Annotated in this window: 13 protein-coding genes; 9 read left to right on the plus strand and 4 right to left on the minus strand. The window is 40.1% G+C overall.

Annotated features, from left to right (window positions below; translation table 11 throughout):
* Nucleotides 1-25 precede the first annotated feature (25 nt).
* Nucleotides 26-1078 (minus strand): hypothetical protein, encoded by a 1053-nt coding sequence (locus M1E96_RS02870; protein WP_272580447.1) that lies wholly within the window; start codon nt 1076-1078, stop codon nt 26-28.
* A gap of 319 nt (nt 1079-1397) precedes the next feature.
* A complete protein-coding gene (locus M1E96_RS02875; RefSeq protein WP_272580446.1) occupies nt 1398-2966 on the minus strand; it encodes a BCCT family transporter in 1569 nt (522 codons plus the stop codon).
* Between the two features lie 289 nt (nt 2967-3255).
* Here M1E96_RS02875 and M1E96_RS02880 point away from each other — a divergent pair, with 289 nt between their 5' ends.
* The 3 genes from M1E96_RS02880 (at nt 3256) to M1E96_RS02890 (ending at nt 6888) form a co-directional block, all read left to right on the plus strand.
* The gene (locus M1E96_RS02880) at nt 3256-4383 is read left to right on the plus strand and encodes an aromatic ring-hydroxylating dioxygenase subunit alpha (protein ID WP_140182568.1); all 1128 of its coding nucleotides are present in this window, start codon (nt 3256-3258) and stop codon (nt 4381-4383) included.
* 73 nt (nt 4384-4456) lie between these two features.
* Nucleotides 4457-5905, plus strand: a complete 1449-nt coding sequence (locus M1E96_RS02885) for an NAD-dependent succinate-semialdehyde dehydrogenase (protein ID WP_369427362.1) — start codon at nt 4457-4459, stop codon at nt 5903-5905.
* 29 nt (nt 5906-5934) lie between these two features.
* Complete coding sequence (locus M1E96_RS02890; protein WP_070926987.1) at nt 5935-6888, plus strand: PDR/VanB family oxidoreductase; 954 nt, start codon at nt 5935-5937, stop codon at nt 6886-6888.
* Nucleotides 6889-6937: 49 nt separating this feature from the next.
* Here the strand turns inward: M1E96_RS02890 and M1E96_RS02895 are convergent, their stop codons facing one another.
* Nucleotides 6938-7837: a helix-turn-helix transcriptional regulator gene (locus tag M1E96_RS02895; protein ID WP_070926985.1), complete on the minus strand. Its 900-nt coding sequence runs from the start codon at nt 7835-7837 to the stop codon at nt 6938-6940.
* 21 nt (nt 7838-7858) lie between these two features.
* Nucleotides 7859-8782, minus strand: a complete 924-nt coding sequence (locus M1E96_RS02900; RefSeq protein WP_140182537.1) for a LysR substrate-binding domain-containing protein — start codon at nt 8780-8782, stop codon at nt 7859-7861.
* A 104-nt stretch (nt 8783-8886) separates the two neighbouring features.
* On the opposite strand from M1E96_RS02900, the gene M1E96_RS02905 reads away from it, so the two are divergent.
* The 6 genes from M1E96_RS02905 (at nt 8887) to M1E96_RS02930 (ending at nt 16377) form a co-directional block, all read left to right on the plus strand.
* On the plus strand, nt 8887-9954 hold the full coding sequence (locus M1E96_RS02905; RefSeq protein WP_070926983.1) for a tartrate dehydrogenase: 1068 nt from the start codon (nt 8887-8889) through the stop codon (nt 9952-9954).
* Between the two features lie 239 nt (nt 9955-10193).
* On the plus strand, nt 10194-11783 hold the full coding sequence (gene prfC, locus M1E96_RS02910; RefSeq protein WP_369427363.1) for a peptide chain release factor 3: 1590 nt from the start codon (nt 10194-10196) through the stop codon (nt 11781-11783).
* A 377-nt stretch (nt 11784-12160) separates the two neighbouring features.
* Nucleotides 12161-12559: a BON domain-containing protein gene (locus M1E96_RS02915; protein ID WP_070926980.1), complete on the plus strand. Its 399-nt coding sequence runs from the start codon at nt 12161-12163 to the stop codon at nt 12557-12559.
* A 184-nt stretch (nt 12560-12743) separates the two neighbouring features.
* Entirely contained in the window at nt 12744-13898 is a 1155-nt protein-coding gene (locus M1E96_RS02920) for a patatin family protein (protein WP_272580444.1), read from the plus strand.
* Nucleotides 13891-14700: a TatD family hydrolase gene (locus tag M1E96_RS02925; protein WP_337979776.1), complete on the plus strand. Its 810-nt coding sequence runs from the start codon at nt 13891-13893 to the stop codon at nt 14698-14700. The genes M1E96_RS02920 and M1E96_RS02925 overlap by 8 nt, the downstream gene beginning before the upstream one ends.
* A 402-nt stretch (nt 14701-15102) precedes the next feature.
* Complete coding sequence (locus tag M1E96_RS02930) at nt 15103-16377, plus strand: NupC/NupG family nucleoside CNT transporter (RefSeq protein WP_272580458.1); 1275 nt, start codon at nt 15103-15105, stop codon at nt 16375-16377.
* Nucleotides 16378-16752 lie beyond the last annotated feature (375 nt).

Consider the following 16752-nt stretch of genomic DNA (forward strand, 5'->3'; position numbering starts at 1 on the left):
AGTAATATGCTGTGGCTGAGTTTATTTATCCTTTAACAATTAAGGGATCTTGATTAATAGGAAGATAATCCACATTTTTCCGATAACCAAATACACGTACAAGCACTCGTCGATTATCTTTAACTGTATCCCTGCAATGGAAGTTGAGAGGGTTATTAATCACAAGTGTTCTATTTGGTTGTAGGTTTATTTCGTCAAATTTAATCTCAGCAGCAAGTTGACTAAATTTAGCATAGGTGTCTTTTATAAATTCTGACGCAGCGGGATCAACGGAAAAACGTTCTAAATTATAGTTTGCTGCAAGCCTTCCTTTGTCATTTAAATCTAGTATTGAAACATGGGTTCCACCGACACTTTTACCTTCACTTGCCGTTTTTGCGGCACGAAAATTAAAGTTTTTACCCGCTAAAGCAACGATTTCTTCTTTGGATAACTGGCTTAACACTCGTTCAATTGGTGCTAGCTTTGTTGTTTCTGATAATGGATTCCACCTTGCTGTAAGGATCAATGATGAAGGTGATGGTGAATGCCCTTGCTCGACTTTTGTTGATGAGTAATAAGGATCTTCAGTATGGGGAACGACGGCTTTACCTGAGTGAGAGCTACCATCGGGTGCTTCATTGGCAAGTTTTTGGGTGCCACCTCCACGAAAGTTTGCAACAACGCGCACAATTTTACCTTCATTTTCAGAGTCAAAGGCAAAAGTTGTTTCATTGAGTAAGGCTAATATGATTTGTTCTTGGGAGGCTAATTTTAAAACTTCAATATCAGCTTCAAGCTCTTCAAGCGTAGGAAATTGATTTTCCTGAGGTAGTTTTATGGGATTGCCATCAATATCCGTATTAAGGAAACCATCAAAAACTAAGTGAGTAATTTTTCCTGAAATATAATCATTAATTAACTTCTTATCATTATCATTAAATAACTCGAAGAGCTCTGTGGCGATATCCTCTGCTAATTTTTGATTACCAGTTTCTTGCGGTCCCCCTTTTAATGCTAATTGATAGGATTTTTCTTGTAAAATAGCGGCAATTTCTTCACTTAAGAAAATATAAGGCGTTGATTTGTTTGTTGGCATGATTTTATTATACCTATAATTAACCTGATGAATTATATTAAATAATAAACTTGAGTTTTATATTTCCAGTTCATTAATTAGATAATAATAAAATATAAAAACAATTAAATTATAGAATGTATTATAGACTAATAACTTACTTGCTATTAACCACGTCGTGAGTTGTTTTTGATGATTGAAATAATGTTTTTGATTTTATTTCTATAGGTGGATTTAAAATTATTTTAATAATGCTTATTTTTTATTATTAGTTTTAGTTATTTTTAATAAAAAGCCACCGTATTATACAGTGGCTTAATTATTTTAATATGATTATTAATTACTCAGGTAGTTTTTCTGTCGCGGGCAAAATCGGTTTCCCAGCGGTTATTTTAAGCTTCTTTCGGTATTTTTTTTCTGCTTTTTCAAGACTAATTTCTTCATTTAATCCTTTATAGGTTGAGTAACACATTATTAGCATCAAAATAGAAAGAGGGATTGCAGTGGCAACAAGCGCAGATTGTAAACCGGATAAGCCGCCCGTGATGATTAATACGATAGCGATGGCGGCAATGACCACACCCCAAATGGTTTTCGTCGTATGAGTTGGGTTTGGGTTACCATTTTCACTGACCATTCCCAGCACAAATACTGCGGAATTGGCTGAAGTAATGAAAAATACCATGACCAGTACCATCGCCAATATGCACATAAAAGTACTGGCAGGGAAGTAATCTAAAAATTTAAAAAATGCGGATGTCACATCGGTTTTAACGGCTTCAGCGAGTGCCTTTTGTCCCATATTTTGAATCAAATGGATGGCAGAGCCTCCCATTACGGCAAACCAAGTAAATGAGCCGAGTACAGGGATGAATACAGCACCAATCATAAATTCTTTGATCGTACGGCCTTTAGAGATCCTAGCAACAAAACTTCCCACTAATGGCGCCCATGCGATCCACCATCCGAAATAAAATAGTGTCCAGTTGGCAATCCACGCGCCATCATTATATGGTTCTGTACGGAATGACATGCTGACAAAGTTTTGTACATAATCACCGATACCCTGAAAAAGGACCTTTAAGATAGTTTGTGTTGGTCCAGCAAACAGAATAAAGCCCATCAATGCAAAGGCTAATAGCATATTCAGGTTTGATAGATGCTTGATTGCACCTTGTAGTCCCGAAATGGTTGAAGCGATATAAATGACTGTCACGATGGCAATAATGGCGGCTTGGATCCAAATACTAATCGGCATTCCCCAGAGATAATTCATACCCGTATTAACTTGTAGAGTACCAAAGCCAAGTGATGTGGCGATGCCTATAACAATCGATAGAACAACGAGCACATCAATCCATTTACCAATGGATCCTTTGATGCGATCGCCAATCAGGGGGTAGAACACTGAGCTCAGTGATGAAGGTAGTTTTTTTCTGAATTGGAAAAAAGCTAATGATACACCGACTAGCGCATAGCATGCCCAAGCAGATACACCCCAGTGCAAATAGACATATTGCATGGCAGTTTTGGCTGCTTGTTCAGTGTAACCAGTACCGACGGGAGGGCTAATGTAGTAAGACACGGGTTCAGCGACTCCCCAAAAGACTAAACTGATCCCAATAGAGGCGCTAAATAGCATACCGACCCATGTGGCGGTGTTGTACTCAGGGCGATCGGCATCATTACCAAGTCGAATATGACCAAACTTGGAGAAACCGAGGTACATACAAAAGCTAAAAAAGATAAAAACGGCTCCGAGTATAAACCAGCCTAAATTGTTATAGATAAAACCCAGAGAGTAATTTGAAAATGCTTCGAGTTTGTCAGGTATAAAAGCGCCTAAGCTAATTAATGCCAAACTAAAGGCGAGCGATACGTAAAATACTGATTTCTTATTATTCATCATACCTCTTCTCCAGTTGCTCACTTATTTTTATGTCTTTTAATGAGAGTTGGTTTGCAGGAAATGCTACTTTTGGTTTACAGAGAATATCCATGCAAACATTACGCAGTCAACAATTAATTAACCATCAGTTAACATTAATTGGTTTGGTTATGTATTTATATGTTTGATTTTTATTGATTAAATTTGTTATGTGCTATTTTTGTTAACTTTTCATTTGATCATTATTGAGATCTGGATTAACATTCTTAAAAACAATGTTAACTATAAGTTTACATAAGTGAGGGCAATGATGAGCAATGCAAACAAAGTCATTTCAATTAATGATCACCTTGATATTGATAACGCATGGACGATCCCTGCACGCTATTACACATCTGATGATGTATTTGAATTTGAAAAAGAAAATATCTTTGCTAACTCTTGGGTATGTGTTGCCCATTGTAGTGAAGTTAAAGAGAAAAATGCTTATATCACTCGCCAATTGATTGGAGAGAGTCTGGTCATTGTCCGAGGCAGAGATGACGTTTTGCGGGGCTTTTATAACGTATGCCCACATCGTGGGCACCAGCTAATTAGTGGTGAAAGCGGCAAAATGAAGAATGTAATTACTTGCCCTTATCATGCGTGGGCATTCAAACTCGATGGTCAGTTAGCTCATGCAACTAACTGTGAGAACGTCAATAATTTTGACGCAGAAGCAATGTCGCTGAGCAGTTTCCATGTTATTGAACATGCAGGATTTATCTACATTAACTTGACGCAAGGTGAGCCTCAACCGATTGAAGAGCAATTACCTGGTTTAGCGGCCAAAATGGAAGAAGCTTGTTCTGTGATCCGTGATTTGAAATTAGCTGCTCGCTTTGTTAGTCAGACTCCCGCTAACTGGAAAACGATCGTTGATAACTATATCGAATGTTATCACTGCCCAACTAACCACGTCAGTTTTGCCAGCTCGGTCGATGTGAATGTGTATGAACACCAATTGAATGAGAACTGGACTGTACAGATTGGTAAGGCTAAGCCATCGGAATCATCATATCAATTTGATGAGTCGGTGCTTGATCCGCGTTTCTTCGGATTTTGGATCTGGCCTAGCACCATGTTTAACATGCCTCCAGGTGGTGATTTTATGACTGTCATCTACGAGTTTCCTACCAGTGCAGGTGAAACTTTGCAGCATTATGATATCTATTTCCTCAATGAAGAATTGACTGAGTATCAGAAAAACTTAGTGGAATGGTATCGGACTGTTTTTCGCCCTGAAGATCTGCGCTTAGTTGAAAGTGTACAAAAAGGACTACGTTCACGAGGTTATCGTGGGCAAGGGCGGATCATGGCTGACAGGCAACGAAGTGGGATCAGTGAGCACGGTGTGGCGCACTTTCATAAATTACTGGCGGGCGCTCATACTGCGTAACCGTTAAGGGCTGGTGACCTTTATGAATGATTTTTAAAAGGTCGACAGCCCCAGCACTATGGAGAAACCACTTATGAAACAACTGATTAATTCGTCATTATTTCGCCAGTCCTGCTATATCAATGGTCAATGGGTTGATAATGCAAAAACCATTTCAGTCACTAATCCTGTCGATCAATCTGTGTTGGGAACGGTTCCCTGTCTCTCGATTGAGCAAGTGAATGATGCAATTATCAAAGCACATCAAGCCATGGAGGGATGGGGAAAATTAACTGCAAAAGCTCGTTCTATTATCTTACGTCGTTGGTTTACCTTAATTGAAGACAACATTGATGATCTTGGCCTACTGATGACATTAGAGCAAGGCAAGCCATTACAAGAGGCCAAAGGTGAAATCCGCTATGCTGCATCCTTTATTGAGTGGTTTGCGGAAGAAGGTAAACGTGTTTATGGTGAAACGATCCCTCAGACGGTAACTAGCAATCGTATTTCAACAATTAAACAGCCTATTGGTGTTTGTAGTGCGATTACCCCATGGAATTTTCCTGCTGCGATGATCACACGTAAAGCCGCTCCAGCACTGGCTGCGGGCTGTAGCATGATCATAAAGCCAGCGTCCGAAACGCCTTTTACTGCCTTAGGACTGGCTGCACTAGCCGAACAGGCGGGGATCCCTGCTGGGGTATTTAACATAGTAACTGGTGAGTCTAGAGTGTTAGGCGAACTGCTGACCAAACATGAATTAATCAGTAAGTTTTCGTTTACGGGATCTACGCAAGTGGGTCGACAGTTGTATGCGCAGTGTGCATCGACGATCAAAAAAACCTCCTTGGAGCTTGGTGGCAATGCCCCATTTATTGTGTTTGAAGATGCCGATATCGATAAAGCGGTGGATAGTGCAATTCAAGCTAAATTTCGTAACGGTGGGCAAACCTGTGTTTGTGTAAATCGTTTTTATATTCATGATGATATTTATGAGCAATTTTTAGAGAAATTCGCTGATAAAGTGGCAAAGCTACGTGTAGGTAACGGTCTTGATGAAGAAACAGATATTGGCCCGATGATCACAGCGCGTGCTATCAGTGGAATGGCGAAATTAGTTAAAGATGCGTTAGCAAAAGGGGCTCGCCAGTTGGTACTTGGTCATGAAATTGTTGAACAAGGCAATTTTATCAACCCAAAAGTGTTGGTGGATGTTGATGATTCTATGGATATCGTTCATGAAGAAATTTTTGGGCCAATTGCAACGTTGATCCGTTTTTATGATGAGGAAGAAGTCATTAAGCGTGCAAATAACACCATTTATGGTTTAGCCGCTTACTTTTTTTCTAAAGACATTAGACGTGTATATCGTGTCGCGGAGAAATTACAAAGCGGCATGGTTGGGGTCAATACAGGCATGATTTCAAATGAGGTTGCACCATTTGGTGGGGTTAAGCAATCTGGCTTAGGTAAAGAAGGTTCGCGATATGGAATTGAAGATTACCTCAGTGTGAAATATCTGTGCATTGATGTTGCTTAAGTAATAACGGATTCAAAGAAGGAATTGTTATGAACCAACAAAAAATAGCTGTTCATGTGAGCCGCATAGAGCAAGTTAGCCCTACTATTAAAATGTTTGAATTCATTGCGAAAGATACGGTGCTGGATCCATTTAGTGCAGGGAGTCATGTGACGGTGCATATGAATGAAGAAATGGGGCTACAACGTGCTTACTCGCTAATTAGTGATCCAAGTAACAGTGATCATTATCGTATCTCTGTATTGCGAGATGAAAACTCTAAAGGTGGTTCTGCTTATATGCATGAGCAGCTCGCAGAAGGGGATGTCGTTTATTTGTCTCCAGCAGAAAACTATTTTTCATTGGAGCATGACGATTCCTGTAAGCATATTCTTATTGCCGGTGGAATTGGTATTACCCCATTTATGTCATATCTGTATGAATTGGAACAAACAGGGATGAATTTTGAACTTCATTATTGTTTCCGTGATCAAAACAGCGCAGCATTTGTTGAACAACTTCAGCAGCAAATTGGGGAGCACTTATATCTGTATGATAATGCGAAAGGGCAGCGTTTATCCGTTGAACAATTGATTAAAGAGCAACCTGAAAATAGTCATGTGTATGTCTGTGGGCCTGAATCGCTGATCAATGCTGTCATTGAGCATGGTAATACTCACTTAGGAAAAGAACGGGTACATTTTGAAAACTTCGGTGAAGTGGCAAATGAGGGAAATGCATTTGAGGTTCATTTCCAACGCTCAGGTTTTAGCTTGAATATTGGCGAAGATATGTCAATTTTACAGGCAATCGAAGCAGATAAACGTATTCAGGTAGAGTGCTTATGCCGTAATGGTGTCTGTGGTACCTGTGAAACAGCTATTTTAGAAGGTGAAGCAGATCATCGTGATCACTATTTAGATGATGATGAACGCGCAGAGCAAAAAACCATGATGTTATGTGTTTCACGTGCTAAAACGAAACGGTTAGTATTAGATCTTTAACCATTATTGGGTATTGCGGATCTGACAGCCCCTATGGGGCTGTTTGAGTTTATTTAAGTTGAAACATTAAAAATGGTTGGTTTTCATCGTTTAGATGGTATGACGCACTAATCTCTTGATCTTGAAAATGTATATGGCCATGACCTGTCTGATATACCTTTTCTAACCATTCTTTATGGTTAATTGCGAGCTGATAAAGAAGTCGTTGTAGTTCTAAATAATCAATATCAATAGATTGGCTTTCTAGATTACTAGTTAAAATTTCGCACGCCTTATCGGTAAATACCACAAGGTGATTAAAATGGGCGAGAAGTACATTAAAATAGCATTTGATTTTACTGAGTCGAAGCTCTGTATTTTTACGCTCAGTATTGTCCAAACTGATCCCAACGAGCTTGGTGACCTTACCATTAGGCCCTTTTACACCAGTTGCTCGTGATGTGATCCAGCGATACCCATCATCCCATGCGATTTTAAAATCCATTTCATGAGCGCCACCTTCACGAATGATTTTTGAGTAGCCATTAATCAATTTTTCTTTGGATTCTTGGTTCATTAATGCCCAAAAATCATCGTTAGTGGTAATTTTGATCCCGTAGACATCTTCTACGTTATCTGAGTAATTAAGTTCACCGGTGAGCAAATCCCATTCCCAAGTGACAATTTCAGTAGATTCTTGTAAATGAACTTCATTAATATTGCGGATAACCGAAGAAGGGAATGCTGCTGATGAATGATTGGCATATTCGCCATATTTGAGCCAAATCTTATCAACATTTAGCAATTGGGCTAAACTTTCAAGGTTGCTTTCATCAATCATGCCTCCTTTTGTCCATTTGTTGACTGCTGTTCGAGATATTCCAAGTGCTTCAGCAGCTTTTAACTGGCTCATTTTTTTTTGTTTCAATAAGGCCAGCAAACGTTGTCCAAATGTTTGCGTTTCTGTCATCGACTCATATCCACCTATTGTTTATTCATCCTGAAATTGATGCGGTAAATGTTTTGATAAGTATTGCTCTAGATTTTCAATAAACACGCGTAAATTTGCATTATTACGGGTTGTTCTTGAATAAACAGCATATACATCTGCGGGTTGATGCCATTTAGTGAGTACTCGCGTCAATTTTCCTGTTTCCAGCTCGGGTAAAACACTCCATAACGAACGAAGTAAAATGCCTTCACCACCAAGGCACCATTGCTTAGCCACATCACCGTTATTGACCATTAATTTGCTATTTGGCGCAATCATCATGCTTTCAGTTTGGTGCTGTAATTTCCATTGCGCAGGTGCTTGATTGCGTTCTTTAATTGTGATGCAAAAGTGTTTTTTCTCAAGCTCTTGTGGGTGAGTAGGGTAGCCATTTTGTGCTAAATAAACAGGGGCTGCACAGAGAATACGTCTATTTTTAGCGATCCGCTTAGCGATATAGTGATCAGGAATAGTGCCACCAATATAGATATCAAGATCGATATTTTCACTAATAATATCGACAGATCTATCGGTTAATGTCAGATCAATACCTAATTGCGGATAATTGGCGCGTAATGCCAAAATAAAAGGATTTAAATAAGCGCTACCAAAACCTGTACTACAACTGACCCTTAATTCACCTCGAATTTCTTCACGGCATGCTTTCAAAGCATTGTGCATGTTATCGAGTTCTAACAATAGCTGCTCACCACTTTTCAGCACTATTCTGCCTTCATGGGTCAAACTTATGGTACGAGCGCTACGTAATAATAGGGTTTGTCCGAGATTTTCTTCGAGAAGTTTAATTCGCTTTGAAACATAAGCGGGGGAAACAAGCAGCAACTCCGCAGCACGCGAAAAACTCATTAAGCGCGCGACAGTAATAAAAACCTTAATGTCTTCTAATGCGGGTAGCTTGTTCATAGTTTGTAAACCTAAAGATTACACTTTGTCGCTATACTTTATCACAGCAACTCATAAACTGGAGATCTTACTGATAAAAATCACTGTTGTGGGAGAGCCGTAACATGTCACAATTTAATATTGCTGTTATACCGGGTGATGGGATTGGAACAGAAGTTATCCCTGAAGGATTAAAAGTATTAGAGGCTGCGGCATCTAAATATCAAGTAAAATTTAACTTTACGCACTTTGATTGGTCTTGTGAAACTTACCATCGCACCGGCCGAATGATGCCTGAAGATGGTTTAGAGCAGTTAAAAAAATTTGATGCGATCTTTTTAGGTGCTGTTGGCTTTCCTGGTGTACCTGATCATATCTCGCTATGGGGATTATTATTACCCATCCGCCGTGCATTTAATCAATATGTCAATTTGCGTCCTGTGCGTTTATTTGAAGGGATCAAATCACCTTTAGCGGACAAGAAACCCGGTGATATTGATTTTTATGTTGTACGTGAGAACGTTGAAGGCGAATACTCTGCAATTGGTGGTATTCAGTATGAAGGGACTGATGATGAAGTCGTTTCCCAGCAAAGTATTTTTACACGCAAAGGTACGGATCGTATTTTAAAATATGCATTTGAGTTAGCACAATCCAGAGAGAAAAAGCATTTAAGTTCAGCGACGAAATCAAACGGTCTTTTCCATTCAATGCCTTATTGGGATAGTCGTTTCGCTGCTATGGCAAAGCAATATCCAGATGTTAAAGTTGATCAATTCCACATTGATATTTTTGCGGCTAATTTAGTTCGAATGCCTGAATTTTATGATGTCATTGTAGGATCTAATTTATTTGGGGATATTTTGTCTGATTTAGGGCCTGCTTGCACTGGCACAATAGCGATTGCACCTTCGGCAAATATCAATCCAGAAAAGCAATTTCCATCTATGTTCGAACCTGTTCATGGGTCAGCCCCTGATATAGCGGGAAAAAATATTGCTAACCCAATTGGTACTATCTGGGCTGCCGCAATGATGATGCAGCATCTTGGCCATACTGAGATGCACGATACCATTATGAACGCAGTTGAAACGGTGATTAAACAACGTGACCATTTAACTCGTGATATGGGCGGTAATGCAAGTACTCAGCAGTTAGGTCAAGCGATAGCCGATTTGATTACTGCAAAATAATCTTTTGAACCGCATTAAAAATATCTCTTTTGCTCCAAGGTTAAAAAAACATCTTATCAACCTAGATAATTTTCTTGGCTCTAGGTTGATAATGTGATGCTTTGATTGTTTATAACCCCAAGATCTGAGAAAATGGCCGCCAATTTCGATTAACAAAACGGATTTGCTGAGCTAAGAGCCACCTATTGCCTCTCCTAATGCATGTACAAATCTGTATTCAGACAAAAAAGAACGGTTAAATGGCAGATCAGAATTTTCTACATGAAGTTAACGCGCGCAGGACGTTTGCAATCATCTCTCACCCTGACGCAGGTAAAACCACCATCACTGAAAAAGTATTATTGTTCGGACAAGCGATTCAGCGTGCGGGAACAGTAAAAGGTCGTGGCTCTAACCAACATGCAAAATCAGACTGGATGGAAATGGAGAAGCAACGTGGTATTTCGATTACAACGTCAGTGATGCAATTCCCTTATCATGATTGCTTAGTTAACTTGCTCGATACCCCAGGGCACGAAGACTTCTCGGAAGATACTTACCGGACATTAACCGCAGTTGACTGCTGCTTGATGGTGATTGACTCAGGTAAAGGGGTTGAGGATCGTACACGTAAATTGATGGAAGTCACCCGCTTACGTGATACACCTATTCTAACCTTTATGAATAAACTTGACCGTGATATTCGTGACCCAATGGAGTTGATGGATGAAGTGGAAAATGAGCTTAATATTGCTTGTTGTCCAATCACATGGCCAATTGGTTGTGGTAAGCTATTTAAAGGGGTTTATCACTTATTGCGTGATGAGACAATCCTTTATCAAACAGGCCAAGGCCATACCATCCAAGAAGTACGTATCATTAAAGGTTTAGATAATCCTGAATTGGATAAAACGGTTGGTGGTGACCTTGCAGCTCAATTACGTGATGAATTAGAACTGGTCAAAGGGGCTTCTCATGAGTTTGATCATGATGCCTTTTTAGAAGGTGAATTGACGCCAGTCTTTTTCGGTACCGCATTAGGTAACTTTGGCGTTGACCATATGCTTGATGGGTTAGTGCAATGGGCTCCAGCACCACAACCACGTAAAACGGATGTACGTGAAGTTGAAGCAACAGAAGAGAAATTTACAGGTTTCGTCTTCAAAATTCAGGCCAATATGGATCCTAAACACCGTGACCGTGTGGCCTTCATGCGTATTGTTTCAGGCACTTATGAAAAAGGCATGAAATTGCGCCAAGTTCGCACCAAAAAAGATGTGGTGATTTCTGATGCTCTGACCTTTATGGCGGGTGATCGTTCACATGTTGAAAATGCTTTTGCGGGCGATATTATTGGATTACATAATCACGGTACTATTCAAATTGGTGATACTTTTACGCAAGGCGAAGATCTGAAATTTACGGGTATTCCTAACTTTGCGCCTGAGCTATTCCGTCGTATTCGTTTACGCGATCCACTGAAGCAAAAACAATTACTGAAAGGGTTAGTACAGTTATCAGAAGAAGGTGCTGTACAGGTTTTCCGCCCGTTAACCAATAATGATTTGATTGTTGGCGCAGTTGGTGTGCTTCAGTTTGACGTGGTGGTCGCTCGCTTGAAGAGTGAATACAACGTTGAAGCTATTTATGAAGCGGTTAACGTTTCAACGGCGCGTTGGGTAGAATGTGATGACGTGAAGAAATTCGAAGAGTTCAAACGTAAGAATGAACAAAACCTTGCATTGGATGGTGGTGATAACTTGTCTTATATTGCGCCAACCATGGTTAACTTGAATTTAACGAGTGAACGCTACCCTGATGTAAAATTCCGTAAAACTAGAGAACACTAATTTCTTTAAGTCACCCACTATTGAAAAATCTATTTTAATAGTGGGTTTTCTCCTAATTGTCATCGATTTTCGAATACTCTCCTGTTTTTTTGTCTAAAGTTTGCAGATTGCTCTGGCTTTTACGTGAGAACGCTTTATTTCATGAGGCTTTTCTCATAGTCTATATACTATAAATAATTCGAAATGCAGCGAGAAGACAAACGAACAACTCATTAGGCACATAGAAAATCTGTGATTGTCGTGAGAGGATCTTGTCATCCTACCTTAATGCAAGGTGCTGCGGCTTGAAGTATGACGAATAGAGTTATCTATTAGCATGGGTTATCTGTATTCGTCATACTCTAATCTTTAAAACAGCAGTAAAAAGGAAGGTTAAGATGAAAAATTCAGTACTTTTACGTTCTTTATTGGTTATTGGGTTAAGTGGTTCTTTATTTGCTTGCAGTGCTCCTTTGAAAGAGCAAGCTTCTGATACTTGGGACAGCGCCGTGAAGACCGCAGACATTGCCGGTAAAGATACGAGTGAAGCGGTATCGAGCGGTGTGAAAAGTACCGATAATTATATCGATGATTCCTCTATTACAGCTCAAGTAAAAAGTAAGCTACTGACAACCAGTGGTATTGACAGTAACTCGATTTCAGTAAAAACCGTTAAAGGTGTGGTTTATCTCTCTGGTTTTGTTAAATCAGACAGCCAAGTAGACAAGGTCGTTCAGGTTGTCTCAATGGTTAATGGTGTGAAATCAGTACAAAACGGTTTAGTTGTTGCGAATTAATATAATAATTTAAATGCGGTTAAATTAAGTTATTGACCAGATTATATTAGTTGTAAGCAATAAAACTGAGCCTCTATCTCAAAGAGGTTCAGTTTTTGCTGATTGATTTATGGCAATCGTGTCTATTGATGGCTATATCGCTAAGTGAGGCCCACTAGACAGAAATCATTGTCAGGGGAATTGTATGGGTAAACATATAGCGGTCACACTCGGTAGTATTGAACCTCTAGCTTTTTTTGATGAACTCAATAAAGGTAAAACTGCGCTTATCTGCGAAGGTGGTGGCCAACGTGGTATTTTTACTGCGGGGGTACTGGATGAGTTTTTAAAGTCAGGCTTTAATCCATTCGATATCATGATCGGTACTTCTGCTGGTGCGCAGAATCTTTCAGCGTATATCTGCGGGCAACATGGTTATGCACGACGCGTAATCACTCGCTATACGACCAGCCCTCTTTTCTTTAATCCACTACGTTTTATCCGTGGCGGTCATCTTATTGATCTAGATTGGTTAGTCGAGAGCACATCAAAAGAGTTCCCTTTACAGATGCATTCAGGTCTTGAATTAATCAATGCGGGCCGTGAATTTTATATGGGAGCGAGTCGTAGTGATGATTTTGAAGCTGAGTTTTTGCAACCAACAGAAGATACATGGTTAGATATTATAAGAGCTTCCAGCGCAATTCCTGGCTTTTACCGTACAGGCGTTGAGTTTAATGGAACGTTATACCATGATGGCGGGATCAGTGCTGCAATTCCTGTGGAAGAAGCATACCGTCGTGGCGCTGAAACTATTGTAGTGATCCGCACTGTACCTTCTCAAATGTATTTCACTCCTGAATGGGTTAAAAGAATGACCCGTTGGTTAGAAGGGGAAAAGTATGGTTTGCAACGTATGGCGGCTATGCTAAAAGTGCATTTGAAAAGTTATCGTCGCACCCAAGAGTTTATTGAAAATCCGCCAGATAATTTGCAGATTTTTGAAATCTACCCACCAACACCGTTAAAGAGCAGTGCATTGGGAAGTCGCTTATCATCGCTTAATCAGGATTATCATACAGGGCGCCGTTGCGGTCGTTATTTTATCGCTGCTTTGGGGCATAATTTCGCCATGGATAATGACTCATTAAATCGCTTTAGTTTTGAAAATGCAGCGCATGAAGAGATGCAAATCCAAGAGGACTATGCAGAAGCCTTGTTTGAGGCGAAGCACTCAGGGGAATTGCTGGCTCAAAGCCACGCGAAGAAAATGACGGATACAGCGCAAGCACTTATGACAGGTGCGATACTGGCAGCCAATGAAGAGGAAGCTAAACAGGCCAACGAAAAAAATGACTAGACTATTCGTTGATACACATTGTCATTTTGACTTTCCACCTTTTATTGATGCGATGGATGAAAGCCTTGCATCAGCCAGCTCGGCAGGGATCTCTGATATTATTATTCCGACGGTTGGTGTGGATAATTTTGAGCGAGTTTGGCAATTAGCACATAGCTATTCTCAACTACATGCTGCGATGGGGTTTCATCCACTGTACTTAAATCGGTTTCAAGAACAGCATTTTGAATCACTATTGTTTTATCTCACCCAGCATAGTACTAAATGCGTTGCTATCGGTGAGATTGGTCTTGATCTGTATATGCAGGATCCCTTATTTGAGCTGCAACAGAAAATATTGATTGAACAACTCAAGTTAGCAAAGCGTTTTGATTTACCTGTGATTTTACATTCGCGTAAAAGCCATGACCAGCTAGTGGCGATTTTACGCCGCTATTTAGTGCCTGCATGTGGTGTCGTTCATGGCTTCGCAGGGAGTTTATCGCAAGCTCAAGCCTTTATTAAATTAGGCTATTTTATTGGTGTAGGCGGAACCATTACTTATGAGCGAGCGAATAAAACCCGTCAAGCGATAGCTCAATTGCCTTTAACGTCTTTAGTTTTTGAAACTGACGCGCCTGATATGCCAGTATCAGGGTTTCAAGGTGAACCGAATCGCCCTGAACGTATTCAAATAATTTTTAAATCGTTATGTGAACTGCGGCACGAAAGCCCAGATGAAATTGCCGAGCAACTGTATATAAATAGTCTATCATTATTTAAGCTAGACTCATCATATTCCAAGTTGCAGGGGGAGGGCTAGGCGATGTTCATTGAGTCACTGAGTTTATCTATGCTCCCCATCTATTTTTGCTGGTCGCCTACCTGCAACTCGAATGATTGAGAGTATACATCGTTAAAGCCACTTTAAATTTATTGCCAATGGCTATTAATTGATGTGGTTTCCTTTCCTTAATCCATCCAGTTTTTCACCTATTTGTTACGTCCTTTTGTGCTTTCCAGATTAAACTGATAATAGAATGTGACCTTAATCACAAGAACTGAATTTTTGTTACTTTTTGCACTGCGTATTTGTGACGAAGGTTGCGGGTTATTGGGGTGGACTAGGTATAATCATCGCACAAAGAGTCAAGGAAACGGGTACGTTTCTTTATCTACATCAATCTATAATTAAGTGAACAGGGATACTTCCATGCAACTCATTATGAGTCTGGTCGGGATGGCGGTGCTGATAGCTATCGCCGTGCTATTTTCCAGCAATCGTCGAGCGATTAAACTCCGCACTGTTGGCGGAGCTTTTATCATTCAAGTCGTGATCGGCGCTTTTGTTCTTTATGTTCCAGCGGGTCGTAGCGTATTACAGGGGATGTCTGATGGCGTTTCTAAGGTAATCAGCTATGGTCAAGATGGTATGAGCTTTATTTTTGGCGGCCTTGTTTCTGACAAAATGTTTGAATTGTTTGGCGGCGGTGGATTTATTTTCGCATTACGTGTACTGCCAATCATTGTTTTCTTCTCTTCTTTAATCGCGGTACTTTACTACCTAGGCATTATGCAATTGGTTATTAAAGTATTGGGCGGTGGCTTACAAAAAATACTGGGTACATCAAGAACTGAATCACTATCTGCCACAGCCAATATCTTTGTTGGTCAAACAGAAGCGCCATTAGTGGTGCGTCCATACATTTCAACGATGACAAACTCGGAATTGTTTGCGGTGATGTGTGGTGGTTTAGCCTCCGTTGCGGGCTCGGTATTGGCAGGTTACGCACAAATGGGCGTACCAATGGAATACCTGATTGCGGCGTCGTTTATGGCGGCTCCGGGTGGATTGTTGTTTGCTAAGCTATTAGTTCCTGAAACTGAAGAAGCTCGTGATAATGTTAATGCAACTGATTTGGTTGCAGAAGATGAACGTCCCGCGAATATTATTGATGCCGCGGCATCAGGTGCAGCTTCTGGTATGCAGTTGGCGCTAAACGTAGGGGCGATGTTATTAGCATTTATTGCGTTAATTGCCCTGATCAACGGCATTCTTGGTGGGATCGGTAACTGGTTTGATTATCCACAGCTTTCTCTTGAGTTAATTCTTGGTTGGGTGTTTGCCCCAATTGCTTACTTGATTGGTGTGCCATGGAGTGAAGCCAATATTGCGGGTTCATTTATTGGGCAAAAAGTAGTTGTTAACGAATTTGTTGCCTTTATGAACTTTGGCGAATATATGAAACCAGATGCTGATGTGTTGGCAGCAGGTAAACAAGTCCTGTCTGATCACACTAAAGCGATTATTTCATTTGCACTGTGTGGCTTTGCTAACTTGTCTTCTGTGGCGATTTTGCTCGGTGGTTTAGGTGGCATGGCGCCTAATCGTCGTAGTGATGTTGCTCGTCTTGGCATGAAAGCTGTTTTGGCAGGTACTCTCTCTAACTTAATGAGTGCAACTATTGCTGGTTTCTTCTTAACCCTAGCAATTATCTAGTCTATCTATACTCTAAATAATTCGAGATGCAGGTAGGCGACCAGCGAATAAGACCTTAGTCACATTCAGTATGTGACTAAGGTCGAGCAGACATAGTCAACAGCACTGCAACGTGAAATCTAATAAGTCTATAATCTGAAAAGGGCATTTGCCCTTTTCAGTTCATATATTCAGTTATATTCTTTCTACTTTTACGCCCACATCAGCATTTTTGAACTACTCTTAATGGCATAAAATGAAAAAGAAAAGCCATTAGAGAGAATAAAAATGAAATGAAATAGCGTATAATTGCGATAATGTTCACAAATTTTTATTTAACAATGTAACGTTCAGGCAATTAATGTGATTTGTAGCACACAAAATAGCCTAGTTCTA

It is taken from the genome of Providencia sp. PROV236 (assembly GCF_033676985.1).
GTDB lineage: Bacteria > Pseudomonadota > Gammaproteobacteria > Enterobacterales > Enterobacteriaceae > Providencia > Providencia manganoxydans.